General features: G+C 74.4%; 6 protein-coding genes. All 6 read right to left on the reverse strand.

Annotated features, from left to right (window positions below; all coding sequences use genetic code 11):
* Positions 1-49 precede the first annotated feature (49 nt).
* Genes BJ999_RS27860 through BJ999_RS27885 form a run of 6 tightly spaced genes read right to left on the reverse strand, consistent with a single transcriptional unit; the run spans position 50 to position 25,954 of the window.
* The gene (locus tag BJ999_RS27860; RefSeq protein ID WP_179836010.1) at positions 50-784 is read right to left on the reverse strand and encodes a thioesterase II family protein; all 735 of its coding nucleotides are present in this window, start codon (positions 782-784) and stop codon (positions 50-52) included.
* Positions 781-1,443 (reverse strand): GNAT family N-acetyltransferase, encoded by a 663-nt coding sequence (locus BJ999_RS27865; RefSeq protein WP_229810525.1) that lies wholly within the window; start codon positions 1,441-1,443, stop codon positions 781-783. The genes BJ999_RS27860 and BJ999_RS27865 overlap by 4 nt, the downstream gene beginning before the upstream one ends.
* Entirely contained in the window at positions 1,436-1,645 is a 210-nt protein-coding gene (locus BJ999_RS27870) for an MbtH family protein (RefSeq protein ID WP_089315257.1), read from the reverse strand. The genes BJ999_RS27865 and BJ999_RS27870 overlap by 8 nt, the downstream gene beginning before the upstream one ends.
* Positions 1,642-5,580, reverse strand: coding sequence for an amino acid adenylation domain-containing protein (locus BJ999_RS27875; protein WP_229810526.1), 3,939 nt, complete (start codon positions 5,578-5,580; stop codon positions 1,642-1,644). The genes BJ999_RS27870 and BJ999_RS27875 overlap by 4 nt, the downstream gene beginning before the upstream one ends.
* Positions 5,577-13,289 carry an amino acid adenylation domain-containing protein gene (locus BJ999_RS27880; RefSeq protein WP_338070786.1) on the reverse strand — a complete coding sequence of 2,571 codons (7,713 nt, stop codon included), beginning with the start codon at positions 13,287-13,289 and terminating at the stop codon, positions 5,577-5,579. The genes BJ999_RS27875 and BJ999_RS27880 overlap by 4 nt, the downstream gene beginning before the upstream one ends.
* Positions 13,271-25,954, reverse strand: coding sequence for a non-ribosomal peptide synthetase (locus tag BJ999_RS27885; RefSeq protein WP_179836012.1), 12,684 nt, complete (start codon positions 25,952-25,954; stop codon positions 13,271-13,273). Before BJ999_RS27885 ends, BJ999_RS27880 begins: the two co-directional genes overlap by 19 nt.
* Between the last annotated feature and the right edge of the window lie 101 nt (positions 25,955-26,055).

The raw sequence follows: 26,055 nt of genomic DNA on the forward strand, positions 1-26,055 counted from the left end.
TCGGGCCGCCCCCGCCACGGACTCCCGTGGGGGGCGGCCCGCCCGCGCGTCAGACGGCCGGGACCTCCAGCGTCCGCAGGACCTCGGCGAGCACGGCGGGCTGCTGGTCGGCCAGGTAGAAGTGCCCGCCGGGCAGCACCCGGAGCGCGAACCGCCCGCGGGTGGCGCGCTCCCAGCCGCGGGCCAGCTCCTCGTCCACGTGCGGGTCGGCGTCCCCGATGATCGCGGTGACCGGGACGGTCAGCGGCGGCTCGGGCCGGTGGGCGTACTCCTCGATCAGCGTGAAGTCGTTGCGGACGTACGGCAGGACGAGCTCGCGCAGCTCCGGCTCCGCCAGCAGCTCGGCGTCGGTCCCCCCGAGCCGCACCAGCTCGGCGACGAGGCCGTCGTCGTCCTTGTGGCGGAGGTGCTCGTCGCCCCGGTCGTCGGGCGGGCGGGCCCCGGAGGCGAACACGTGCACCGGGGCGGTGCCCCGCTCCTCCAGCAGCCGCGCCACCTCGTAGGCGAGGACGGCGCCCATGCTGTGCCCGAACAGCGCGGCGGGGCGGTCCATCAGCGGCGCCATCGCCCCGGCGATGAGGCGGGCGAGCTGGCGGGCGTCGGTGACGAACGCGTCCGCCATCCGGTCGGCGCGCCCCGGGTACTGGACGGCCTGCACCTCGACGGCCGGGCCGGCCCGCTTGGCCCACGGCCGGTAGAACACCGCCGACCCGCCCGCGTGCGGCAGGCAGAACAGCCGCATCGACGCCCAGGGGCGCGTCTCGGGGCAGCGGAACCAGGTCACGTGATCAACTCCTCCTCCTCGTGCCGGCGCGACGCCGCGCGGGGGTCGCGCGGCAGCGGCCACGGCGCGACCCGCGGGTCCGGCACGAGCTTCGACGCGGTGCTCTCCGCCGCCACCTTAAAGCCCCGCCGCCGGTAGTTGGCGATGGCGTTCGGGTGGTCGAGGCTGCTGGTGCGCAGCCACACCCGCGTCGCGGGCCCGCCGCTGAGGGCCCACAGCTCGCCGCGCTGCCAGGCGCGGCGGGTGCACTGCTCGACGAGGTAGCCGCCGTAGCCGCGCCCGACGAACGCGGGGGTGAGGCCGACCAGGTGGATCTCGGTGTCGCCGCCGGGCTGCGCCTCGATCTCGAAGAAGCCGGCGATGGTGCCCTCGGCCATGGCGATCCACGTCGACAGCTCCGGCCGCTCCACCCAGGCCCGCCACTGCTCGTACGTCCACGGGAAGCGGTCGGTCCAGCAGACGCGGGCGCCGACGGTCGCGTAGAGGGCGCGGTTGACGTCGGGGGACGGCAGCCCGGCGAGGGTGAACGTCATCTCGACGCCCGGCAGCGGCGCGGGACGCAGGTCGGCGGCGTCCCGCATCTCCATCTCCCACTCGGTGACCGAGGGGACCCGCAGATGCGCGGTCTCCGGAGGCGGCCTCCAGCCCGCCTCACTCACCCATGGCCTCGATGAGGCTCTTCGGCCGCATGTCCGTCCAGTTCTCGTTGACGAAGTCGAGGCACGCCTGGCGGGTGTCCTCGTCCTTGGCCACCGTCCAGCCGGCGGGGACCTCGGCGAAGGACGGCCACAGCGAGTGCTGGCCCTCGTCGTTGACGAGGACGAGGTAGGTGCCCTCGGGGTCCTCGAAGGGGTTGGTCATCGGTCATCCCTTTCCGTGGCTCTGGCGGCTTGGAGTGGCGCGTGCAGTTTGTCGAGTCTGGCGGCCAGCACGGCCCCCATCTCGGCGGCCGGGCCCGGCTCCATGAGCAGGTGGTGGTCGACGTCGAGGGGGTAGTCCTCGATCCCGCCGTCGACGAGCGGTCCCCAGTTGGAGCGGCCGGTGGGCGAGTCCGCGGTGCGGCCGCGGAGCGCGGTGAAGAACACGACGTCTCCGCGGTACCGTCCGGGCCGGTACTCCTCCGCCTGGCGGAGCCCGTTCTCGTAGTTGCGGTAGACGTTGACGAGGTCCTCCTCGCCGAGGGTGGCGAGCGCGTCGTCGCGCTCGGCGAGCACCGCCATGATCTGCGCCAGATCGGGGTCGCCGTCCTCGGCGACCATCCGCGCGTCCACGCCGATCGCCTCCAGCAGCTCGGGGAGGATCTCGCGGCGCTCCGTTTCGAGGTCCTGACCGTGGTAGGCGTCGATGAGGGCGAGCAGGGCGACCCGCTCCCCGGCGGCCTGCAGCCGCAGGGCCATCTCGTAGGCGACGAGCCCGCCGAGCGACCAGCCCGCGAGGTGGTAGGGGCCGGACGGCTGGACGGCCCGGATCTGCTCCAGGTAGTCGGCCGCCATCTCCCCGATGGACTCCGGCAGCCGGGCCCGGGTGAACGCGCGGGCCTGCAGCCCGTAGATCGGCTGGTCGGTGCCGAGGTGCCGCTGGAACTGCAGGTAGCCCCAGGCCAGGCCGCCGGCGGGGTGGACGAGGAACAGCGGCGGCCGGGTCCCGGACGTGCGGATGGGCAGCAGCACCTCGAAGCCGAGCCGGTCCTCCGGGTCGCCGACCCTGGTCATCGCCTCGACGGTCTGGTGGGTGAACACGTCGCGGGGGGTGAGCTCGACGCCGGCCCGCCGGGCCCGCGTGGCGAGCTTGAGCGCGGCGATGCTGTCGCCGCCGAGGTCGAAGAAGCTGACGTCGGCGCCGACGCGGTCGATGCCGAGGACGTCCGCGACGATCCCGCAGAGGCGCTCCTCCTCGGGGGTGCGGGGGTCGCGACCGGCGGCGGCCTCGCCGTAGTCGGGGGCGGGGAGGGCGCGCCGGTCGAGCTTGCCGTTCGGCCCGACGGGGAACGTGTCGAGCAGGACGAACGCGGCCGGCACCATGTACTCGGGCAGCCGCTCCCTGACGAACTCGCGCAGGCCGTGCCCGGCGGCGGGCAGGTCCGGGGCGATGACGTAGGCGACGAGGGCCCTGGTCCCGGGGGCGTCCTCGCGGGCGACGACGGCGATGTTGGCGACGGCCGGGTGCGCCGCGATGGCGGCCTCGATCTCGCCGAGCTCGATCCGGAACCCGCGGACCTTGACCTGGAGGTCGGCGCGGTCGAGGTATTCGAGGGTGCCGTCCGGCCGCCACCGGACGAGGTCGCCGGTGCGGTACATGCGGTCGCCGGGCGCGCCGAACGGGTCGGCGACGTAGCGTTCGGCGGTGAGCGAGGGCCGCCGCAGGTAGCCGCGGCCGAGCCCGGCGCCCGCGATGTAGGCCTCGCCCGCGGTGCCGGGCGGGACGGGGCGCAGCCCCTGGTCCAGCACGTACACGCGCACGTCGTCGATGGGGCGGCCCAGCACGGCGGACGTCTCGGAGGGGTCGTCGAGCGGCGCCCGCTGCCCGGCGATGGTGGTGTAGGTGGTCGCCTCGGTGGGCCCGTAGACGTTGCCGACCTCGGTGTCCGGGCACGCGGCGAGCACCTTGCGGATCGCGGCGGGAGAGCCCGCCTCCCCGCCGGTGAGGACCTCGCGGAGCCGCGCGAACGCCCGCGGCCGCTCGTCGGCGACGAGGTTGAACAGGGTGGTGGTGAGGAACAGGCCGGTCAGCTCCTCGGCGGCGATGATCTCTTCGAGGGCCTCGCCGGTCAGGTGGCCGGGCGGCGCGACGACGGCCGTCCCGCCGTGCAGCAGCGGCGTCCACAGCTCGTAGACCGACGCGTCGAACGCGTGCGGGGAGTGGACCAGGACGCGGTCGTGCGCCCCGCCCCGGAGCCGGCCGTCGGCGGCGAGGTCGACCGCGTCGCGGTGCCGCAGCATGACGCCCTTGGGCACGCCCGTGGAGCCGGAGGTGAACAGCACGCAGGCGAGCTGCTCCGGGTGGCATTCGACGGCCGGGGCGGCCGCGGGCTGGGCGCCGATCTCGGGGTCGTCGTCCACGACGAGGATCCGCACGGCGGTGCCGAGGGCGGCGACGCGGTCGCGCATCGGCGTGTTGACGACGAGCACGGGCGCGGCGACCTCCGCGACCGCCCAGGCCATCCGCTCGGGCGGGTAGCCGTGGTGGATCGGCGCGTAGGCTCCGCCCGCCTTGAGAATCGCCAGGGAGACCACGGCGATGTCGGCAGATCTTTCGAGGAGCACCGCGACCGGGGTGTCCCGGCCGACGCCGAGGCCGGCGAGGCGGTGCGCCAGCCGGTTCGCGCGGGCGTCGAGCTCGGCGTAGGTCAACGACTCCCCCGCGGCCCGGACGGCGACGGCGTCCGGGGTCCTCGCCCGCTGCTCGGCGAAGCGGGCGGTGAGGGTCTGCGGGCGGCGGCCGGTCGCCGGGCCCTGCCAGGCCGCGAGGACGCGGGCGCGCTCCTCCTCGTCCAGGACCTCGATGCGGCCGAGCGGCAGGTCGGGCCGGTAGGCGACGGCCTCCAGGATGCGGACGAACCGGCGCATCAGGCGGGCGGCGTCCTCGCCGGTGAACAGGTCGGTGCGGTGGTCGATGCGCAGCGACAGGCCGCGGCCCGGGACGGCGGCGAAGGTGAGCGGATAGTGGGAGGCGTCGTGGCCGTCGACGTCGTGGAGGGTGAGGCCGCCGAGGTCGGTGCCGGCGGCGTCCGGGTCGAACGGGTAGTTCTCCAGGACGGTCATGGTGTCGAACAGCGTCCCGGCGCCGGTGAGGCGCTGGATGTCGGACAGGCCGAGGTGGTGGTGCGGCATCAGCGCGGCCTGCTCGTCCTGGAGCCGCGTCAGCGCCCCGGCGACCGTGTCGGCGGGCCGGACGCGGACGCGGATCGGCAGCGTGTTGATGAACAGGCCGATCATCTGCTCGACGCCGGGCAGCTCCGGGGGCCGGCCGGAGACCGCGGCGCCGAACACCACGTCGGCCGAGCCGGTGAGGCGGCCGAGCAGCGTGCCCCACGCCAGCTGCAGGACGGTGTTGAGGGTGACGCCCTGGGCGCGGGCCCGCGCGGCGAGCGCGGAGGTGAGGCCCTCGGTGAGCCGGGTCCGGACGCTTCCGGGGGTACCGGCGCCGGGCTCGGGCGCGCCCGGGGCCACGAGGGTGGGCTCGTGCACGCCGTCGAGCGAGCGGCGCCAGGCGTCCTCGGCGGCGGCGCGGTCCTGCGCGGCGAGCCAGGCCAGGTAGTTCTTGTAGGGGGCGACGCGCGGCATCCCGGTGTCGTCGCCCTTGGCGAGGTAGAGCGCGAACAGCTCGGTCTGCAGGACGGGCGTGGACCAGCCGTCCAGCAGGATGTGGTGGTTGGTGAACACCATGCGGTGGAGGCCGTCCGCCAGCCTGATGAGCAGGAAGCGCAGCAGCGGCGGCCTCGTCATGTCGAAGGGCCGGGCGCGCTCGGCCTCGGCCAGCTCGCGCGCCTTCGCCTCGCGCTCCGCCTCGGGCAGGGCCGACAGATCCTCGTCCTGCCACGGGAGCCGGACCGCGCGGTGGACCACCTGGACGGGCGAGCCCTCCTTGCGCTGCCGGAACCCGGCGCGCAGGTTGGCGTGGCGGCGCAGGAGGGTCGCGGCGGCGGCGCGGAGCGCGCCGGCGTCGAGAGGGCCGCGCAGGTCGAACACGATCTGCGCGGTGTAGACGTCGCGGCCCGAGTCGTGGAGCGCGTGGAAGAACAGGCCCTGCTGTAGCGGGGACAGCGGGAGGATGTCCTCAAGCTGCGACGTGCTCAATCCAGCTCCCATTCGCCGTCGAGCTCGGCGGCGAGCTCGTCGATCTCCTCCTGGCTGACGTCCACCAGGGACAGGTCGGACGGGGTGAACCCGCCGACGGGCCCGTCGGCGGCGCCGTCCACGACGTGCGCGACGAGGCCGCGCAGGGCCGCGTACCAGCGCTCGGCCAGATCCTCGATCGCGGCGGCGTCGAAGAGGCCGCCCGCCCACGTCCACGTCGCGGACAGCTCGGGACCGCCGGGCAGGTCGCGGGTGTGCGCGTTGACCTCGATGGCGTGGACGAGGCCGAGCGCGGCGTCCTGCCCCGCGCCGAGGGCGTCGGAGTCGGCCTGGTCCGCGGGTCCCCAGTCGGTCGCCTCGGGCGCGGCGGAGCGGCCGAGGTAGTTGAACGCGATCTGCGGGTGGGCGCCGGCGCGGACGACGGGGCCCCGGTAGCGGAGCAGCCCGTACCCGATGCCGTTGTCGGGGATCTCGCGCAGCTGCTCCTTGACCCGCTTGAGGGCGGTGCCGACGGCCTGGCCGCCCTCGCGGACGTCGGCCGGCGACAGCCGCCCGGGGTCGAGCCGCACCGGGTGGATCGTGGTGAACCATCCGGCGGTGCGGGACAGGTCGGCGCCGGGGACGATCTCCTCGCGGCCGTGCCCTTCGAGGTCGACCAGGACGGCGGTCTCGTCGCAGGCGCCGCGTTCGTGCCGCCATTCGGCGACGGCGAGGGCCAGGCCGGTGAGCAGCACGTCGTTGACCCGCCCGTGGAACGCGGCGGGGACCTCGGTGAGCAGCGGCCCGGTCACGTCGGCGGGCAGGTCGAGCGTGAGGTGCCCCGCCGTCCCGAACGTGTCGGTGGCCGGGTCCAGCGGGCGGGAGCCGAGCGCCGGGTCGGGGGTGGCGAGGATGTCGTCCCAGAGCGGCAGCTCCGCGGTCCGGGCGGGGTCGGACGCCTCGGCGGCGAGGCGCTGCGCCCAGCGCCGGAACGAGGTCGGGACGGGGTCGAGGTCTCCCCCGGCCCAGGCCGTGACCAGGTCCGGCAGGAGGATCCGCCAGGAGACGCCGTCCACGGCCAGGTGGTGGAGGGTGAGCAGGAGGCGTCCGGACGCGGCGGGGCCCGCGTCGAACCAGACGAGCCGCGCCATGGTCCCGGCGGCCGGGTCGAGGCCGCGGCGGGCGGTCTCCGCCTCGGCGGCGAGCACGGCGCGCAGGTCTCCGGCGCCCAGGCCGGCGACGTCGACGCGGCGGACGAGGGGCGCGGCGTCGACGGTGCCGGGCTCGGTGACCTCGAACTCGGCGTCGGCCACGCGGAGGCGGAGCATGTCGTGGTGGTCCAGGACGGTCTGGAGCGCGCCGGTCAGCCTCTCGACGCCGAGGCCGGGCGGCACCTGGAGCAGCATGCGCTGGCTGTAGCCGTCGACGGGGCCGTGCAGCTCCTGGAACCAGCGCATGATGGGGGTGGCGGGGATGCGGCCGATTCCCGCGCCCGGCGCCTCCACCTCGGTCTGTTCGCCTTCGCCGACCGGTGTGGCGGTGGCGGCGAGTTCTTCGACGGTCTGGTGCTGGAAGACCTCGCGGGGAGTGATGACCAGGCCGGACTGGCGGGCGCGTGAGACGAGCTGGATCGCGATGATGGAGTCGCCGCCCAGGTCGAAGAACCCGTCGTCGATCCCGACCCGTTCCAGGCCGAGGACCTCGGCGAACAACCGCGCGAGCGTCTCCTCCCGCTCCGTGCGCGGCGCCCGCGACGACACCTTCGCCGAAAAGTCCGGCGCGGGCAGCGCCCCGCGGTCCAGCTTGCCGTTGGAGGTCAGCGGCAGCGCGTCCACCTCCACCACCACCGCCGGAACCATGTAGTCCGGCAGCTCCTTCGCGGCGAACCGGCGGAGCTCGGCGGTGTCGGCGGTGCCGGCGCCGGACGCGACGACGTAGGCGACGAGGCGGTCGTCCCGGACGATCACGGCGGCGTCGGTGACCGCGCCGTGCCGGACCAGGGCCGACTCGACCTCGCCGAGCTCGATGCGGAAGCCGCGCAGCTGCACCTGCTGGTCGCTGCGGCCGAGGTAGTCGAGGGTTCCGTCAGGGCGCCAGCGACCGAGGTCGCCCGTCCGGTACATGCGGGTACCGGGCTCGCCGAACGGGTCGGCGACGAACCGCTCCGCGGACAGGCCTGGACGGTTCAGATAGCCGCGCGCCAGACCGGGACCCGCGACGTACAGCTCGCCGACGACGCCTGGCGCGACGGGCTGGAGACGGCCGTCCAGTACGTAGACGCGCAAGTCGGGGATGCCGGCGCCGATGACGCTGCCGGGCGTGTTCGCCGCGTAGGCGCGGTCCAGAGCCACATACGAGACGTGAACCGTTGTCTCGGTGATCCCGTACATGTTGACCAGGACCGGCGCGTCCTCGTCGTGCCTGGAGTACCAGTCCTCCAGGCGGCCGAGGTCGAGTGCCTCACCGCCGAAGACGATGTAGCGCAGGGCCAGGTCACTGCCCGGGTTCTGCCTGTCGGCCGCCATCAGCTGGTAGAACGCCGACGGTGTCTGGTTGAGGACCGTGACCTTCTCGGCGGCGAGCAGGGCGAGGAAGTCCTCGGGCGACCGCGAGGTCAGATAGGGAACGACGACGAGCCTGCCGCCGTACAGCAGCGAACCCCACAGCTCCCAGACCGAGAAGTCGAAAGCGTAGGAGTGGAAAAGCGTCCACACATCACCCGGACCGAAGTCGAACCACCCCTCCGTCGAACGCAGCAACCGCACCACGTTCTGATGCGGAACCACCACACCCTTGGGACGCCCCGTCGAACCCGACGTGTAGATGACGTACGCCGGATGGTCGGGGTCGATGACGACACCGAGATCGGTCGCGGGAACGCTCGGGTCGTCCAAACCCTCCAGGTCCTCCGGGCGCAAGGTCAGGACGGCGCGGGCATCCTCCACCATGAAGGCGATCCGGTCCTCCGGATAGTCCGGAAGGAGAGGAACGTAGGCCGCCCCCGCCTTCAACACCCCGAGGATCGCCACCACCAGCTCCGCCGAACGCGGCAGAGCAAGCGCCACGAACCGCTCAGGCCCCACACCCCGCTCGACCAGCCGCCGAGCCAGACGATTCGCCCGCGCGTTCACCTCCCCGTACGTCCACGACACACCCTCGAACGACACCGCCACCGCACCCGGACGAACCGCCGCCTGCTCCTCGAACAGCGCGGGGATCGTCGTGCGCGGGACGTCGCCGCCCTTTCCGCCCGCCCAGCGGCGCAGCAGGGTGCGCCGTTCGCCGCGGTCGAGGATCTCGGCGGTGGTGATGGGCGCGTCGGGGTCGGCGACGAGTTCGCGGACGAGGCGCTCGAACCGGCGGGCGATCGCCTGGGCGGTGGCGGGGTCGAAGAGGTCGAGGGCGTATTCGAGTCCGGCCTCGATGCCGGCGGGCGCGCCGTCGCCGCCGTGCCGCTCCTCCAGGTAGAGGGAGAGGTCGTACTTGGCGGCGCCCGCCGCCAGGGGCTCGGCGCCGCCGGTCAGGCCGTCCAGTTCGAGCCGCGCCTCGGGGTTGTTCTGGAACGACAGGACGACCTGGAACAGCGGGTGCCGCGCCATCGACCGGGGCGGGTTGAGCACCTCGACGAGCCGCTCGAACGGCAGGTCCTGGTGCGCGTAGGCGGCGAGGTCGGTCTCCTTCACCCGTCCCACCAGCTCCCGGAACGACGGGTCCCCTGAGGTGTCGGTGCGCAGGACGAGCATGTTGACGAACATGCCGACCAGATCGTCCAGAGCCTCGTCGGTCCGGCCCGCGATCGGCGAGCCGATCGGCACGTCCGTCCCCGCGCCGAGCCGCGTGAGCAGCGCCGCGAACGCGGCCTGCATGACCATGAAGAGGCTCGCGCCGCTCTGCCGGGCGAGGGCCAGGAGCTCGGCGTGGAGTTCGGCGTCCAGCTCGAACCCGTGCGCCCCGCCCCGGTAGGACGCCTCCGCCGGGCGCGGCCGGTCGGCGGGCAGCGGCAGCTCCTCCGGCAGCCCCGCCAGCGCCTCGCGCCAGTACGCGATCTGCTGCGAGATCAGGCTGCCGGGATCGTCCTCGGAACCGAACAGCTCGCGCTGCCAGAGCGTGTAGTCGGCGTACTGGACGGGCAGCGGCGCCCACTCCGGCTCGCGGCCCTCCGCTCGGGCCGCGTAGGCGAGGATCACGTCGCGGGCGAGCGGCGCCATCGACCAGCCGTCCGCCGCGATGTGGTGCAGGACGAGCATGAGGACGTGCGTGCCGCCGCCGAGCGCGAACAGGCGGGCCCGCAGCGGCGGCTCCACCGACAGGTCGAAGCCCTGTCCGACCGTCGCGGCCAGCGCCGCCGGCAGCGCGCTCTCCTCCACCTCCGCGACGTCGAGGCGGGGGCGGGCGTCGGCCGCGCCCAGGACGAGCTGGCGGGCGGTTCCGGACCGGTCGGGGAAGATCGTGCGAAGCGGCTCGTGGCGCGCCACGACGTCGGCCAGCGCGGCGCGCAGCGCGGCGAGGTCGAGGGCGCCGTCCAGGCGCAGCGCGATCGGCATGTTGAACGTCGCGGGGGCGCCCTCGAACCGGTTGAGGAACCAGAGCCGCTGCTGCGCGTACGACAGCGGGACGACGTCCGGACGCTGGGCCCGGACCAGCGGCGGGCGGACGTCACCGGAGGCCTCGGCGAGCCGCTCGGCGAGGCCCGCGACGGTCGGCGCCTCGAACAGCGCCCGGACGGGCAGCTCGGCGCCGAGCGCGGACCGGATCCGGCTGACGAGGCGGGTCGCGGTGAGGGAGTCGCCGCCGAGGTCGAAGAAGCCGTCGTCGACGCCGGCCCTCGGCACGCCGAGGATCTCGGCGAACAGCCCGCAGAGGATCTCCTCCTGCGGCGAGCGCGGCGCGCGGCCGGCGGCGCCGGCGTCGGGGGCGGGCAGCGCGGCCCGGTCGAGCTTGCCGTTCACGTTGAGCGGCAGCGCCTCCAGGACGGTGAACGAGGGGACCATGTGGTCGGGCAGCCGCTCGGCCGCGTACCGCCGGACGGCGGCGGCGTCGACGTCCGGCCCGACGAGGTAGGCGGCGAGGCGCCGGTCGCCCGGCCGGTCCTCGCGGACGACGACGGCGGCCCGCGCGACGCCCGGGCATCCGGCGAGAACGTTCTCGATCTCGCCTGGCTCCACCCGGAAGCCGCGGATCTTGACCTGGTCGTCGGCGCGGCCGAGGTACTCCACCGTCCCGTCCGGCCGCCACCGGCCGAGGTCACCGGTGCGGTACATGCGCTCGCCGGGCGCGCCGAACGGGTCGGCGACGAACCGCTCGGCGGACAGGCCGGGCCGGTCGTGGTAGCCGCGCGCGAGCTGCACGCCCGCGAGGTACAGCTCGCCGGGGACGCCGGCCGGGACGGGCTGGAGCGCGCGGTCCAGCACGTAGGTCCGGGTGTTCCGGTAGGGGGCGCCGACGGTCGGGCGCCCGCTGCGGGCGACCACCGCGTTCATGGTGTCGATGGTCGACTCGGTGGGCCCGTAGAAGTTGCGCGTGGTGAGCCCGGGGACCGCGCGCAGCTCCGTCCACAGGTTCTCGCTGATCGCCTCGCCGCCGAGGAGGAGCTGCGAGGGCAGGTGCCGGCCGTCGGCGTCCAGGAGGCCGGCCTCGCGGAGCGAGGTGAAGTGCGACGGGGTGGTGTTCACCAGGTCGATCCGCGCGCGCGCCACGTACGCGGTGTAGGCCTCCACGTCGCGGCGGGTCTCGTCGTCGATGAGGTGCAGCTCGTGGCCGTACGTCATCCACAGCAGGCCCATCCAGGACGTGTCGAACGAGAACGACGCCAGGTGGGCGAACCGCATCCGGCGGCCACCGGCTGCCTCGATCGCAGGGTCGAAGAACGCGTCCCGGTGCGCCTCGAAGTAGTTGAGCACGGCCACGTGCGGGACGGTCACGCCCTTGGGGCGCCCGGTGGATCCCGACGTGTAGATGACGTAGGCGGCGTTGTCCGCCCGGAGGCTCCGGATCCGCTCGCCGTCGGAGGGGTCGTGGGAGGGCCGTCCGGCGGCGTCCGGGAAGTCGCCGGCGGTGATGGTCAGCGCCGGGCGGCAGTCGTCGAGCGTGGAGGCGATGCGATCGGCCGGGTACTCGGGGTCGACCGGCACGTACGCGGCGCCGGCCTTCAGGACGCCGAGGATCGCGACGACGATCTCGGGAGTGCGCGGCAGGACGAGCGCGACGCGGTCCTCGGGGCCGACGCCCCGGGCGATCAGCTCGTGGGCGAGGCGGTTGGCGCGCGCGTTCAGGTCGGCGTAGGTCAGCCGGGCCTCGCCGCAGACGAGGGCGGTGTCGTCCGGGGTGCGGGCGGCCTGCGCCTCGAACAGGGCCGGGAGGGTGCCGGACGGGACGTCGGCGGCGGTGTCGTTCCAGGCGGCGAGGGCCGCCCGATCGGCGTCGCCGGCGAGGTCCACCGCGCCGATCACCTGGTCCGCGTCCTCGGCGAACGCCTCCAGGAAGCGGCGGACGCGGGCGAGCAGCGCCTCGACGGTGGGCGCCTCGAAGACGTCGGGCCGGTAGTGCAGGCGGAGCGAGAGGCTCTCGCCGGGGACGGCGACGAACGACAGGGGGAAGTGGGTGGCGTCGTAGGAGTCGGCCGCGGCGATGCGGACGCCGTTGAGGGGGCCGTCCATCGAGGACGGGTCGAACGGGTAGTTCTCCAGCACCGTCATCGTGTCGAACAGCGCGCCGCCGTGGCCCGCCGCCCGCTGGATGTCGGTGAGGCCGAGATGGTGATGGGCGAGGAGTTCGGTCTGCTCGTCCTGCAGCCGCTCCATCAGCGCGCCGAGCGGCTCGTCCAGCCGGTACCGGACGCGGACCGGCAGCGTGTTGATGAACAGCCCGATCATCTGCTCGACGCCCGGCAGCTCGGGGGGACGGCCGGACACGGTCGCGCCGAACACCACGTCGCCCGTGCCGAGGAACCGTCCGAGGACGAGTCCCCAGGCGCCCTGCAGGACGGTGCTCAGCGTGACGCCGTGGCGGCGCGCGGCGCGGGTGAGGCGGCGGGTGGTGCGCTCGTCCAGCCCGGTGATCGTGCGCTCGGGGGGTTCGGGGGCGCGGGCGGCGGCCGCGGGGGCGACGAGGCTGGGCTCCCCGACGCCGTCCAGGGCGCGGCGCCAGGCGTCCTCGGCGGCGTCGCGGTCCTGTTGGGAGAGCCAGGCCAGGTAGTTCTTGTAGGGGGTGACGCGCGGCATCCCCGCGTCGTGGCCGCCCTGCATGTACAGCAGGAACAGCTCGGTCGCCATGATCGGCGTGGACCAGCCGTCCAGCAGGATGTGGTGGTTGGTGAAGATCAGGCGGTGGCTCTCAGGGCCCGTGCGGACGAGGACGAACCGCAGCAGCGGCGGCGCGGTCATGTCGAAGCCGCGCGCCCGTTCCCGCAGCACGACGGCGTCGGCCTCGGCGCCGGCGGCGGTGACCTCCTCCCACGGCAGCTCGACGGTGCGCGGCACGACCTGCACGGGCCGCGACAGGTCCTCGTGCCAGAACGCGGCGCGCAGGTTGGGGTGGCGGCGCAGCAGCGTCGCGGCGGCGGTCCGCAGCGCGGCGACGTCGAGGGGGCCCTCCAGGTCCAGGACGAACTGGGCCGTGTAGACGTCGCCGTCGCCGGCGTCGAAGAGGGCGTGGAAGAAGAAGCCCTGCTGCAGCGGCGACAGCGGCAGGATGTCCTCGAGGTCGCCCCGGTTCACTTCTTCTGCCTCCACGCGGTCTGCAGCTTGTCGATCTCGCCCTGGTCCAGGTCCACCAGCAGGTCGGACGGGGTGAATCCGCCGGCCGCGCCGCCGGCGACGTCCGCGACGAGGCCGCGCAGCGCCGCGAACCAGCCCTCGGCCAGCTCCCGGACGTCGGCGGAGTCCAGCAGCCCGCCGGGCCACGTCCAGGTCGCCGACAGCACCGGGCCCGCGGGCAGGTCCCGGGTGAGGGCGTTGACCTCCAGCGCGTGCGCCATCGGCATGCGGGGGTCCTCCCCGGCCGGCAGCTCCTCCGGGGCGAGCGTCCAGTCGCCTCCGTCGCCGCCGTCCGCGACCCGGCCGAGGTAGTTGAACGCGATCTGCGCGGGCGGGACCTCGGCCAGCTCCTCGTCCCCGTCCACGTGGCGCAGCAGCCCGTAGCCGAGGACGTCCGGGACGGCGCGCAGCTGCTCCTTCACCTTCTTGACGGCCGCGCCGCCGGTCGCGCCGCCCGCGTCCAGCCGGACGGGGTGGATCGAGGTGAACCAGCCGGCCGTGCGCGAGACGTCCACGCCCGGCACGGAGTCCTCGCGGCCGTGGCCCTCCAGGTCGACCAGCACGCCGGTGCCGCGCCCGCCGCGGCGCCTGCGCCACTGGGCGACGGCGACGGCGAGGCCGGTGAGCAGCACGTCGTTGGCGCGCCCGTGGAACGCGGCGGGCACGTCGGTGAGCAGCGGCCCCGTGACGTCGGCGGGCAGGTCGAGGGTGAGCGAGCGGGCGCGGGCCGCGATGTCCGCGCGCGGGTCGAGCGGTCGGTCAGCGAGCCCGTCCGGCGGGCCGTCGACGATGTCGAGCCAGTCCTCCAGGTCCTGCCCGCCCCGCTCGGCGGCGGTGAGCTTCTGCGCCCAGCGGCGGAAGGACGTCCCGACCGGCTGGAGCTCTCCCCCGGCCCAGGCGGTGACGAGGTCGGGGAGCAGGATGCGCCAGGTCACGCCGTCCACGACCAGGTGGTGCAGGACGACGAGGAGGCGCCCCTGCTCGCGGTCCGCGTCGAACCAGACGAGCTGCGCGACCGTCCCGGCGGCCGGGTCGAGGCGGTCGCGGGCGGCGGCGGCCTGCTCGGCGACGACGGCCTGGACCTTGTCGCCGTCCAGGCCCGCGACGTCGACGCGGGTGAGGAGGGCGGCGGCGTCGGCCGAACCCGGCGGGCGGACGACCGGCTGCCACCGGCCGCCGTCGGCGTCCAGGCGGAGGCGCAGGACGTCGTGGTGGTCGAGCAGGGTCGCCAGCGCGGCGGTCAGCCGCTCCGTGCCGAGGCCGGGCGGGGTGCGCAGCAGCATCGCCTGGTGGAAGCCGCTGATGAGCGACGCGTCGCCGTCCGCCCGGTCGCGCAGCCAGGCGATGATCGGGGTGATGGGGACGGGGCCGACCCCGGCACCCGGCGCCTCCGCTTCGATCTCCTCGCCTTCGCCGACCGGTGTGGCGGTGGCGGCGAGTTCTTCGACGGTCTGGTGCTGGAAGACCTCGCGGGGAGTGATGACCAGGCCGGACTGGCGGGCGCGTGAGACGAGCTGGATCGCGATGATGGAGTCGCCGCCCAGGTCGAAGAACCCGTCGTCGATCCCGACCCGTTCCAGGCCGAGGACCTCGGCGAACAACCGCGCGAGTGTCTCCTCCCGCTCCGTGCGCGGCGCCCGCGACGACACCTTCGCCGAAAAGTCCGGCGCGGGCAGCGCCCCGCGGTCCAGCTTGCCGTTGGAGGTCAGCGGCAGCGCGTCCACCTCCACCACCACCGCCGGAACCATGTAGTCCGGCAGGTGCCCGCCCACGAACCGGCGCAGGTCGGCGGTGTCGACTCCGCTGCCCGCGACGTAGGCGACGAGGCGGTCGTCCCGGACGATCACGGCGGCGTCGGTGACCGCGCCGTGCCGGACCAGGGCCGACTCGACCTCGCCGAGCTCGATGCGGAAGCCGCGCAGCTGCACCTGCTGGTCGCTGCGGCCGAGGTAGTCGAGGGTTCCGTCAGGGCGCCAGCGACCGAGGTCGCCCGTCCGGTACATGCGGGTACCGGGCTCGCCGAACGGGTCGGCGACGAACCGCTCCGCGGACAGGCCTGGACGGTTCAGATAGCCGCGCGCCAGACCGGGACCCGCGACGTACAGCTCGCCGACGACGCCTGGCGCGACGGGCTGGAGACGGCCGTCCAGTACGTAGACGCGCAAGTCGGGGATGCCGGCGCCGATGACGCTGCCGGGCGTGTTCGCCGCGTAGGCGCGGTCCAGAGCCACATACGAGACGTGAACCGTTGTCTCGGTGATCCCGTACATGTTGACCAGGACCGGCGCGTCCTCGTCGTGCCTGGAGTACCAGTCCTCCAGGCGGCCGAGGTCGAGTGCCTCACCGCCGAAGACGATGTAGCGCAGGGCCAGGTCACTGCCCGGGTTCTGCCTGTCGGCCGCCATCAGCTGGTAGAACGCCGACGGTGTCTGGTTGAGGACCGTGACCTTCTCGGCGGCGAGCAGGGCGAGGAAGTCCTCGGGCGACCGCGAGGTCAGATAGGGAACGACGACGAGCCTGCCGCCGTACAGCAGCGAACCCCACAGCTCCCAGACCGAGAAGTCGAAAGCGTAGGAGTGGAAAAGCGTCCACACATCACCCGGACCGAAGTCGAACCACCCCTCCGTCGAACGCAGCAACCGCACCACGTTCTGATGCGGCACCACCACACCCTTGGGACGCCCCGTCGAACCCGACGTGTAGATGACGTACGCCGGATGATCCGGGGAGATCGCGATGCCGAGATCGGTGTCGTCGTACCCGGCCGCGTCCAGATCGGTGAGATCCTCCGGGCGCAGGGTCACAACCGGGCGGGCGTCCTCGACCATGTAGGCGATCCGGTCCTCCGGATAGTCCGGATCGATCGGAACGTAGGCCGCCCCCGCCTTCAACACCCCGAGGATCGCCACCACCAGCTCCGCCGAACGCGGCAGAGCAAGCGCCACGAACCGCTCAGGCCCCACACCCCGCTCGACCAGCCGCCGAGCCAGACGATTCGCCCGCGCGTTCACCTCGCCGTACGTCCACGACACACCCTCGAACGACACCGCCACCGCACCCGGACGAACCGCCGCCTGCTCCTCGAACAGCGCGGGGATCGTGGACCGCTCGGCGGGGCGCGCGGAGCCGCCCGCCCAGTCGCCGAGGACCAGCGAGCGTTCCCGCGGCGACAGGACGTCGGCGGCGCCGATGGGGGCGTCGGGTTCGGCGAGCAGCGACTCCAGGTACCGCTCGAACCGCTCGACGAGGCCGCGCGCGGTGGCCGGGTCGTAGAGGTCGAGCGCGTACTCCAGCTCGCCGTCGAATCCGTCCTCCCGCTCGGTGAGGATCATCAGCAGGTCGAATCGGGACACTGCGGAGGTGAGCGGTTCCAGCTCGGCGCTGAACCCGGGCATCTCCAGCCGCGCCTCCGGGTTGTTCTGGAACGTCAGCCCGACCTGGAACAGCGGGTGGCGGGCCAGGTGGCGGGGCGGGTTGAGCACCTCGACGAGCCGCTCGAACGGGACGTCCTGGTGCGCGTAGGCGGCGAGGTCGGTCTCCTTCACCCGTCCCACCAGCTCCCGGAACGACGGGTCGCCCGAGGTGTCGGTGCGGAAGACGAGCATGTTGACGAACATGCCGACCAGATCGTCCAGAGCCTCGTCGGTCCGGCCCGCGATCGGCGAGCCGATCGGCACGTCCGTCCCCGCGCCGAGCCGCGTGAGCAGCGCCGCGAACGCGGCCTGGGCGACCATGAACGGGCTGGCGCCGGTCTCCTGTGCGATCTTCTGCAGGCGCCCGCGGACCTCGGCGCCGAGCCGGAAGCGGGCCGTCCCGCCCCGGTAGGACGACTGCGCGGGGCGCGGCCGGTCGGCGGGCAGCGGCAGCTCCTCCGGCAGCCCCGCCAGCGCCTCGCGCCAGTACGCGATCTGCTGCGAGATCAGGCTGCCGGGATCGTCCTCGGAACCGAACAGGTCCTGCTGCCAGAGCGTGTAGTCGGCGTACTGGACGGGCAGCGGCGCCCATTCCGGGGCCGTGCCGCCGGCGCGGGCCGCGTAGGCGGTGATGAAGTCGCGGGCGAGCGGCGCCATCGACCAGCCGTCGCCGCCGATGTGGTGCATGAGCAGCAGCGCGACGTGCTCCCGCGGCCCGACCCGGAACAGGTGGGTGCGCAGCGGCGGCTCGGCGGAGATGTCGAAGGCGTATCCGGCGGCCATCGCGAGCCGCGCCGGCAGCTCCGCCTCGGTGGTGTCGGCGATCTCCAGCTCGGGCCGCGCCGCGGCCGCGTCCAGGATGAGCTGGCGCGGCACTCCCCCGCTGTCGGGCAGGATCGTGCGGAGCGACTCGTGCCGTTCGACGAGGTCTCCGACGGCGGCGCGGAGCGCGTCCACATCCAGCGGGCCGCGGATGCGCAGGGCGGTCGGCATGTTGTAGGTGGCGGACGGCCCCTCGAACCGGCTGAGGAACCAGAGCCGCTGCTGGGCGTAGGACGGGGGGATCACGCCCGGGCGCTCGCGCGGCTCCAGCGCGGGGCGCACGGGCGCGGCGCCGCGGCCGAGCAGGGCGGCGAGGCTCGCGACGGTCGGGGCCTCGAACAGCGCCCGCACGGGCAGCTCGACGTCGAGGGCGCGGCGGACCCGGCTGACGACCCGCATCGCGATGAGGGAGTTGCCGCCGAGCGCGAAGAAGTCGTCGTCGGCGCCGACCCGGTCCACGCCGAGCAGGTCGGCGAAGACGGCGGCGACGGCCTCCTCCGCCTCCCCCGACGGGGTGCGGTACGCGGTCGCCGGGGCGATCGTCAGTTGCGGCTTCGGCAGTGCCCTGGCGTCGACCTTGCCGTTCGGGGTGAGCGGCATCTCGTCCAGGACGACGACGGCGGCGGGCACCATCGACTCCGGCAGGCTCTCGCGGAGGTGGGCGCGCAGCTCCTCGGGGTCGAGGGTCTGGCCGGGCGCGGCGACGACGTACGCGACGAGGCGCTTCTCGCTCGGACCCTCCGCCGACCGCGGGGCCTGGGTGAGGTCCTGCGGAGCTCCGGGCAGGTCGAGGGCGCCGACGGTGACGGCGCCGCCGGAGGCGACGGCCGCCTCCAGGGTCCGCCGGTACCAGCCGGCGAGCCGCTCGGCGGTTTCGCGGTCGAACAGGTCGAGGGCGTATTCGAGGGTCCCCGCGTACCCGCCCGCGCGGTCGCGGGCGTCCTCCAGGAGGAACTCCAGGTCGAACTTGGCGACCCCGGCGTCCACCGGCTCGACGGCGACGTTCAGGCCCGGCAGCTCGACCGACGCCTCGGGGTTGTTCTGCAGGGTCAGCATGACCTGGAACAGCGGGTGCCGCGCCAGCGACCGCGCCGGGTTGAGCACCTCGACGAGCCGCTCGAAGGGGACGTCCTGGTGGGCGTAGGCGGCGAGGTCGGTCTCCCGGACGCGGGCGAGCAGCTCGGCGAGCGACGGGTCGCCGGAGGTGTCGGTGCGCAGCACCAGCGTGTTGACGAAGACGCCGACGAGGTCGTCCAGGGCCTCGTCGGTGCGGCCGGCGATGGGCGAGCCGATCGGCACGTCCGTCCCGGCGCCGAGGCGCGTGAGCAGCGCGGCGAGCGCGGCCTGCAGCACCATGAACACGCTGACCTGGTGGTCGCGGGCGAGGGCGCGCAGCCCTTCCGCGAGCTCCGCCGGGACCTCGAAGGCGATCTGGCCGCCCCGGTAGGACGCGCGGTCGGGACGGGGGCGGTCGTGCGGCAGCCTGATCTGGTCGGGCAGCCCGGCGAGTGCGTCCTTCCAGTAGGCGATCTGGCGGGCGGCGAGGCTCGCCGGGTCGCGCTCGTCGCCGAGCAGGCCGCGCTGCCAGAGCGCGTAGTCGGCGTACTGGACGGGCAGCGGCGCCCAGCCGGGGGCGCCGCCGTCGCGGCGGGCCAGGTAGGCGGTGATGACGTCGCGGGCGAGCGGCGCCATCGACCAGCCGTCGCCGGCGATGTGGTGCAGGACGACGAGCAGCAGGTGCTCGTCCTCGCCGAGCCGGTAGAGGTGGGCGCGCACCGGTGGCTCGGCCGCCAGGTCGAAGCCGCGGGTGGCGTCCGCGAAGAGGGCGGCGCGCAGGTCGGCGGGCTCGCTGACCGTCAGGCGCGGGTCGGCCTCGTCCGGCGCGACGATCACCTGGTGCGGTTCGCCGTCGGCGTCGGCGAACAGCGTCCGCAGCGGCTCGTGGCGGGCGACGACGTCGCGCAGCGCGTCCCGCATCGCCTCGGGGTCGACCGCGCCGGTGAGGCGCAGCGGGATCGGCATGTTGTAGGTGGCGGTGAGCCCTTCGAGCCGGTTCAGGAACCAGAGCCGCTCCTGCGCGTACGACACCGGCAGCGGGGCGGGGCGCTCGGCCGCCAGCAGCGCGGGGCGCCCGGCGCCTCCGGCGGAGGCGATGTACTCGGCGAGGCCCGCGACGGTCGGGGCCTCGAACAGCGCCCGGACCGGCAGCTCCACGTCCAGCGCGGCGCGGGCGCGGGCGACGACGCGGGTCGCCTTGAGGGAGTCGCCGCCGTGGTCGAAGAACCCGTCGTCGACGCCGACCCGCTCCAGGCCCAGGACGTCGGCGAAGATCCCGCAGAGGATCTCCTCGCGGGCGTCGCGGGGGCCGCGGGCGGTGAGGGAGGCGGCGAGGTCCGGCTCGGGGAGCGCGGCGCGGTCGAGCTTGCCGTTCGGGGTGAGCGGCATCTCCTCCAGCACGACGATCGCGGAGGGGACCATGTAGTCCGGCAGCGTCCCGGCGACGAACGCGCGCAGCTCGGCCGGGCTCGCGGAGCCGACGACGTAGCCGGCGAGGACGGTGTCGCCGACCGCGTCCCGGCGCGCGAGCACGACGCTCTGCGTGACGGCGGGGTGCGCGGACAGCGCCGTCTCGATCTCGCCCGGCTCGATCCGGAAGCCGCGGACCTTGACCTGGTGGTCGAGGCGGCCGAGGTACTCGATGTGGCCGGCGCGGTTCCAGCGGACGAGGTCGCCCGTCCGGTACATTCGCTCCCCCGGCCCGCCGAACGGGCACGCGACGAACCGGTCGGCGGTCAGGCCGGGGCGGCGCAGGTAGCCGCGCGCCAGCCCGTCGCCCGCGAGGTACAGCTCGCCGGGCACGCCGACAGGGACGGGGCCGAGCCGGTCGTCCAGCACGTAGGCGCGGGTGTTGGCCATCGGTCGGCCGATCGGCGCCAGGCCCTCGGTGTTGCCGTCGTCGTACCACCCGGTGACGAAGATCGTCGCCTCGGTGGGGCCGTAGATGTTGGAGACGCGGGCGTCCGGCAGCAGCGCCCGGACGTCCCGGACGAGCTGCGGCGGCAGCGCCTCGCCGCCGAGCGCCACGTCCCCCGCCTCCAGCCGCAGACCGCCGCGCGCCAGCAGCGCCGACACCGCGGACGGCACGCCGCTGACGAGCGTCCCGGACCAGCCGCCGCGCTCGGCGACCTCCAACAGGTCGCGGACGACCTCGATCTCGCCGCCGACGGTGAGCGGCACGAGCCACTCGAACACCGACACGTCGAAGTTCAGCGACGTCGAGAACAGCACGCGCGCCATCCGGGCGGGCCCGTAGCTCGCCATCGACTCGGCGCAGAAGTCCACGACGTTGGCGTGGGAGACGACGACGCCCTTGGGGCGTCCCGTCGACCCGGACGTGTAGATGACGTAGGCGGGGTTCGCGGGGCGCAGCGGCCGGGCGCGTTCGGCGTCGGTGACGTCGTCGCCGCACAGCCCGTCCAGCGACAGCGCGTCGAGTTCGACGCGCGGAGTGGTGCCGGGCAGGTCGGCGCCGGACGTCGTGATGACGCAGGCCGGAGCCGCGTCCTCCAGCATGTAGGCGACACGGTCGGCCGGGTAGGCCAGATCGATCGGCTGATAGGCCGCGCCCGCCTTCAGCACCGCCAGCGCCGCGACGACCAGGTTCTCGTCACGCGGCAGAGCCAGCGCGACGAAGTCCTCCGCGCCGACACCCCGCGCGATCAGGTGGCGGGCGAGGCGGTTCGCGCGGGCGTTCAACTCGGCGTAGGTGAGCCGCGCCCCGCCCGCGACCACGGCGGCCGCCTCGGGCGTCCGGGCGGCCTGCGCCTCGACCAGTTCGGGGACGACGGCCGGGGCGACGGGCAGGTCGGTCGCGTTCCAGCCGCGCAGGAGGGTGTCGCGCTCGGCGTCGTCCAGCAGGTCGACGGCGCTGAGCGGCAGGGACGGGTCCGCGGCGACCTGCGCCAGCAGCCGCTCCAGCCGGGCCGCCATCGACGCGGCGGTCTCGGGGTCGAACAGGTCGAGCGCGTACTCCAGCCGGCAGGCGATCCCGGCAGGGGCGCCGGAGGCGTCCCGCGTCTCGTCCACCAGGAGCGCGAGGTCGAAGCGGGACACGCCCGGGTCGACCGGCTCCAGCGCGACCGTCAGGCCGGGCAGCGCGACCCGCGCGGACGGGTCGTTCTGGATCGAGATCATCGCCTGGAACAGCGGGTGCCGGGCCATCGACCGCTGCGGGTTCAGCACCTCGACCAGCCGCTCGAACGGGACGTCCTGGTGGGCGAACGCGGCGAGGTCGGCCTCGCGGACGCGGGCGAGCAGCTCGGCGAACGTCGGGTCCCCCGAGGTGTCGGTGCGCAGGACGAGCGTGTTGACGAACACGCCGACCAGGTCGTTCAGGGCCTCGTCGGTGCGGCCCGCGATGGGCGAGCCGATCGGCACGTCCGTCCCGGCGCCGAGCCGGGTGAACAGGCCGGCGAGCGCGGCCTGCAGCACCATGAACAGGCTGGCGCGGTGGTCGCGGCCGAGCGCGGCCAGCGCCTCGTGCAGGGCGGGCGGGAGCGTGAAGGGGTGCTGGGCGCCCCGGTAGGTGGCGCGCGGCGGGCGCGGCCGGTCGGCGGGGAGGGCCAGCTCCTCGGGCAGGCCCGCGAGGGCCTCGCGCCAGTAGGCCAGCTGCGCGGCGATGACGCTGCCCGGGTCGTCCTCGCCGCCGAGGACCTCCCGCTGCCAGAGGGCGTAGTCGGCGTACTGGACGGGCAGCGGCTCCCAGCGCGGCGCGTCCCCGGCGGCGCGGGCGGCGTAGGCGGTGATCAGGTCGGCGGCGAGCGGCTCCATCGACCAGCCGTCCCCGGCGATGTGGTGCATCACCAGCAGGAGCAGGTGGTCGTCCTCGGCGAGGCGGAACACGTGCGCGCGGACGGGCGGCTCGGCGGCCAGGTCGAACCCGCGCGTCGCGGCCTCGAACACCGCCGCGTGGAGGTCCTCCGGCGTGACGTCTCCCTGTGGAGGGGTGCCCTCCCCCGCGCCCCGGAAGGGGGACAGGTCGGTGAACTCCGGTTCACGCGCCATCGCGTCCGGCGTGAGGATCCGCTGGTACGGCTCCCCCTCGACCTGCACGAACACCGTGCGCAGCGCCTCGTGGCGCGCCATCATGTCGCGCATCGCGGCGCGGACCGCGGCGACGTCCAGCTCGCCGGTCAGCCGCAGCGGGATCGGGATGTGGTAGGTCGCGTTCGGGCCTTCGAGGTCGTGGATGAACCACAGCCGCCGCTGCGCGTACGACACGGGCACGAGGGGCGGGCGCTCGGCGGGGACGAGCCTCGGCCGGGCGTCACCGTCGGCCTCCTTGAGCACGGCGGCGAGCGCGGCGACGGTCGGCGCCTCGAACAGCGCGCGGACGCCCAGGTCGGCGCCCAGCGCGGCGCGGGCCCGCGACACCACGCGGGTCGCCTTGAGGGAGTCGCCGCCGAGGTCGAAGAAGTTGTCGTCGATGCCCACCCGCTCGACGCCGAGGACCTCGGCGAACACGGCGCACAGCGCCTCCTCGCGGGCGTCGCGCGGCCGGCGCCCGCCCGCGGGCGCGGCCAGGTCGGGCTCCGGGAGCGCGGCCCGGTCGAGCTTGCCGTTCGGGTTCAGCGGCATCGCGTCCAGGACGACGATCGCCGACGGGACCATGTACTCGGGCAGAACGGCGGCCACGAACCGCTTAAGGTCGGCGGGGTCCGCCCCGTCCGACACGACGTAGGCGACGAGGACGGTGTCGCCCGCGTTGTCCCGGCGCGCGACGACCACACTCTGCGTGACGGCCGGGTGCGCGGACAGCGCGGTCTCGATCTCGCCCGGCTCGATCCGGAAGCCGCGCACCTTGACCTGGTGGTCGAGGCGGCCGAGGTACTCGATCCGGCCCCGCTCGTCCCAGCGGACGAGGTCGCCCGTCCGGTACATCCGCCCGCCCGGCTCCCCGAAGGGGCAGGCGACGAACCGGTCGGCGGTCAGGCCGGGGCGGCGCAGGTAGCCGCGCGCGAGGCCCTCGCCCGCGAGGTACAGCTCGCCGGGCACGCCCGCCGGAACGGGCCTCAGGGACGCGTCCAGCACGTAGGCGCGGGTGTTGGCGATCGGGCCGCCGATCGGGGCGTGTCCGGCGGCGTTGCCGTCGTCGAACCAGGCCGCGGCGTAGACGGTCGCCTCGGTCGGGCCGTAGATGTTGGAGATCCGCGCGTCCGGCAGGAGGGCGCGCAGATCCTGGACGAGCCGCGCCGGCAGCGCCTCCCCCGCCAGCACCACGTCCCCCGCGTCCAGAGTGAGCGCGCCGGTGGCCAGCAGCGCGGACATCGCCGACGGGACACCGCTGATCAGCGTCCCGGACCAGCCGCCGCGCTCGGCGACCTCCAGCAGGTCGCGGACGACCTCGATGTGGCCGCCCGCCGTGAGCGGCGTCAGCCACTCGAACACCGACACGTCGAAGTTGAGCGACGTGGAGAACAGCACGCGGGCGAGCCGCTCCGGGCCGAAGTCCTTCCCCGCCCAGGCGCACAGGTCGACGGCGTTGGCGTGGGAGACGACGACGCCCTTGGGGCGTCCCGTCGACCCGGACGTGTAGATGACGTAGGCGGCGTTGCCCGGCCGGAGCGGCCGGACACGGTCGGCGTCGGACGGGCTCACCGCCGGGTGCTCGGCCAGGTCGAGGGCGTCCAGCAGGACGCGCGGGGTGGTGCCGGGCAGGTCGGCGCCGGACGTCGTGATGACGCAGGCCGGAGCCGCGTCCTCCAGCATGTAGGCGACACGGTCGGCCGGGTAGGCCAGATCGATCGGCTGATAGGCCGCGCCCGCCTTCAGCACCGCCAGCGCCGCGACGACCAGGTTCTCGTCACGCGGCAGAGCCAGCGCGACGAAGTCCTCCGCGCCGACACCCCGCGCGATCAGGTGGCGGGCGAGGCGGTTCGCGCGCTCGTCCAGTTCCCGGTAGGTGAGGGTCGTGCCGCCGCGGGTGACGGCCGGGGCGTCCGGCGTGCGGGCGGCCTGCGCCTCGAAAAGCTCAGGGACGACGGCGGGCTCGACCGGCGCCGCCGTGTCGTTCCACTCCTCGAGCACGCGGGAACGCTCCGCGTCGTCGAGCAGCTCGACCTCGCGGAGCGGCGTGGCCGGGTCGACGTCGGCGAGCGCGCCCAGGAACCGGATGTACCGGTCCAGGTGCGTGGCGACCTGGCCCTCGGTGTACAGGTCCGGGTGCGCCTCGAAGTCGACGCGCATGCCGGCGCCGTCGAAGTTGTCGTAGATGTTGATCGACAGGTCGTCGATCGGCCCGGTGGTGATCGCGTGCATCCGCGCCGGCAGGCCCGCGAAGTCCAGCCGGTAGTCGAACGCCATGATGTTGATGACCGGCCCGTGGAGGCGGCGGCGCTCGCCGAGCAGTTTCAGGTCCCGCAGCAGGTCCTCGCGCCGATAGTGCTGGTGGCGCAGCGCCCGCGCGCTCGCCCGCGTCGCCGCGCGGACCAGCTCGTCCACCGTCATGTCCGGCCGGACATGGACGCGCAGCGGCAGGATCGTCGCCAGCATCGCCGGCGTGTCCAGCGCGATCTGCGTCGTGCGGCCGGTGACGGCGAGGCCGAGGACGACGTCCTCGGTGCCCGTCATCCGCGCCACGTACGCGGCCGTCGCCGCGATCGCCAGGCCCTGCGTCGCGGTGCGGAGCCGGCGCGCGCCGACCGCCAGCTCGGCGGTCCGATCCGGCGGGACGACGGAGATGAGACTCAGGTAGTCGGCGGTCGGCTCGGCCATCTCCTCCGACAGCGACACCGCGACGGGCCGGTCGGCGAACCGCTCGGTCCAGTAGGCGCGGTCCCGCTCGAACTTCTCCGACGCCCGGTACGCCTCCTCCTCGGCGAGGACCCGGCGGTAGTCGCCCGCCTCCGCCGAGACGTACTCCCCGCCGTTCGCCAGCGCCGTGTAGATCTCGGCGGCGCGGCGGCTGATGATCGATCCGCTGTAGGCGTCCTGGATCACGTGGTGCGCGCGGATGAACCAGCGGTGCAGGCCGGGGGCCAGCCGCAGGAGGGCCGTGGAGTACAGGCGCTCGGCGTCCAGCGGCAGCGGCTCCGCCATCGCCTGCCGCATCCACGCCCGCGCGGCGGCGTCCGGGTCGGGCTCCCCGGACAGGTCCACGAGCGGGATCGTGGCGGTCGCGTCCGGGTCGAGCACCTGGTGCGCAAGCCCGTCCCGCTCGGCCAGCCGGGCGTTCATCGCCAGCGCCTCATGGGCCGCGATGCGCGCCACCCGGTCGAACAGCTCGTGGTCGACCGCGCCCTCGATCTCGATGTACTGCGCGATGTGGATCGGCGTTCGCGGCGCCAGCTGCTGCGCGTACCAGACGCTCTGCTGAGCGGCCGAAAGGGGAACGTACTCGGTGGACATCAAGCGGTGCTTTCCCGGTCGCAGGGGGTTTGCTTCACGCCCGGATTCGGGTCCGGCGAGACGCCGACGGGCAGAAATTCAAAGAGAATGACCACAGAACT

It is taken from the genome of Actinomadura citrea (genome assembly GCF_013409045.1).
GTDB classification, from domain to species: Bacteria; Actinomycetota; Actinomycetes; order Streptosporangiales; family Streptosporangiaceae; genus Spirillospora; species Spirillospora citrea.

Excerpts from the sequence above, each read along its gene's own strand:
- BJ999_RS27870 (WP_089315257.1), bottom strand. The coding sequence starts at position 1,645 with ATGACCAACCCCTTCGAGGACCCCGAGGGCACCTACCTCGTCCTCGTC.
- BJ999_RS27885 (WP_179836012.1), bottom strand. The coding sequence starts at position 25,954 with ATGTCCACCGAGTACGTTCCCCTTTCGGCCGCTCAGCAGAGCGTCTGG.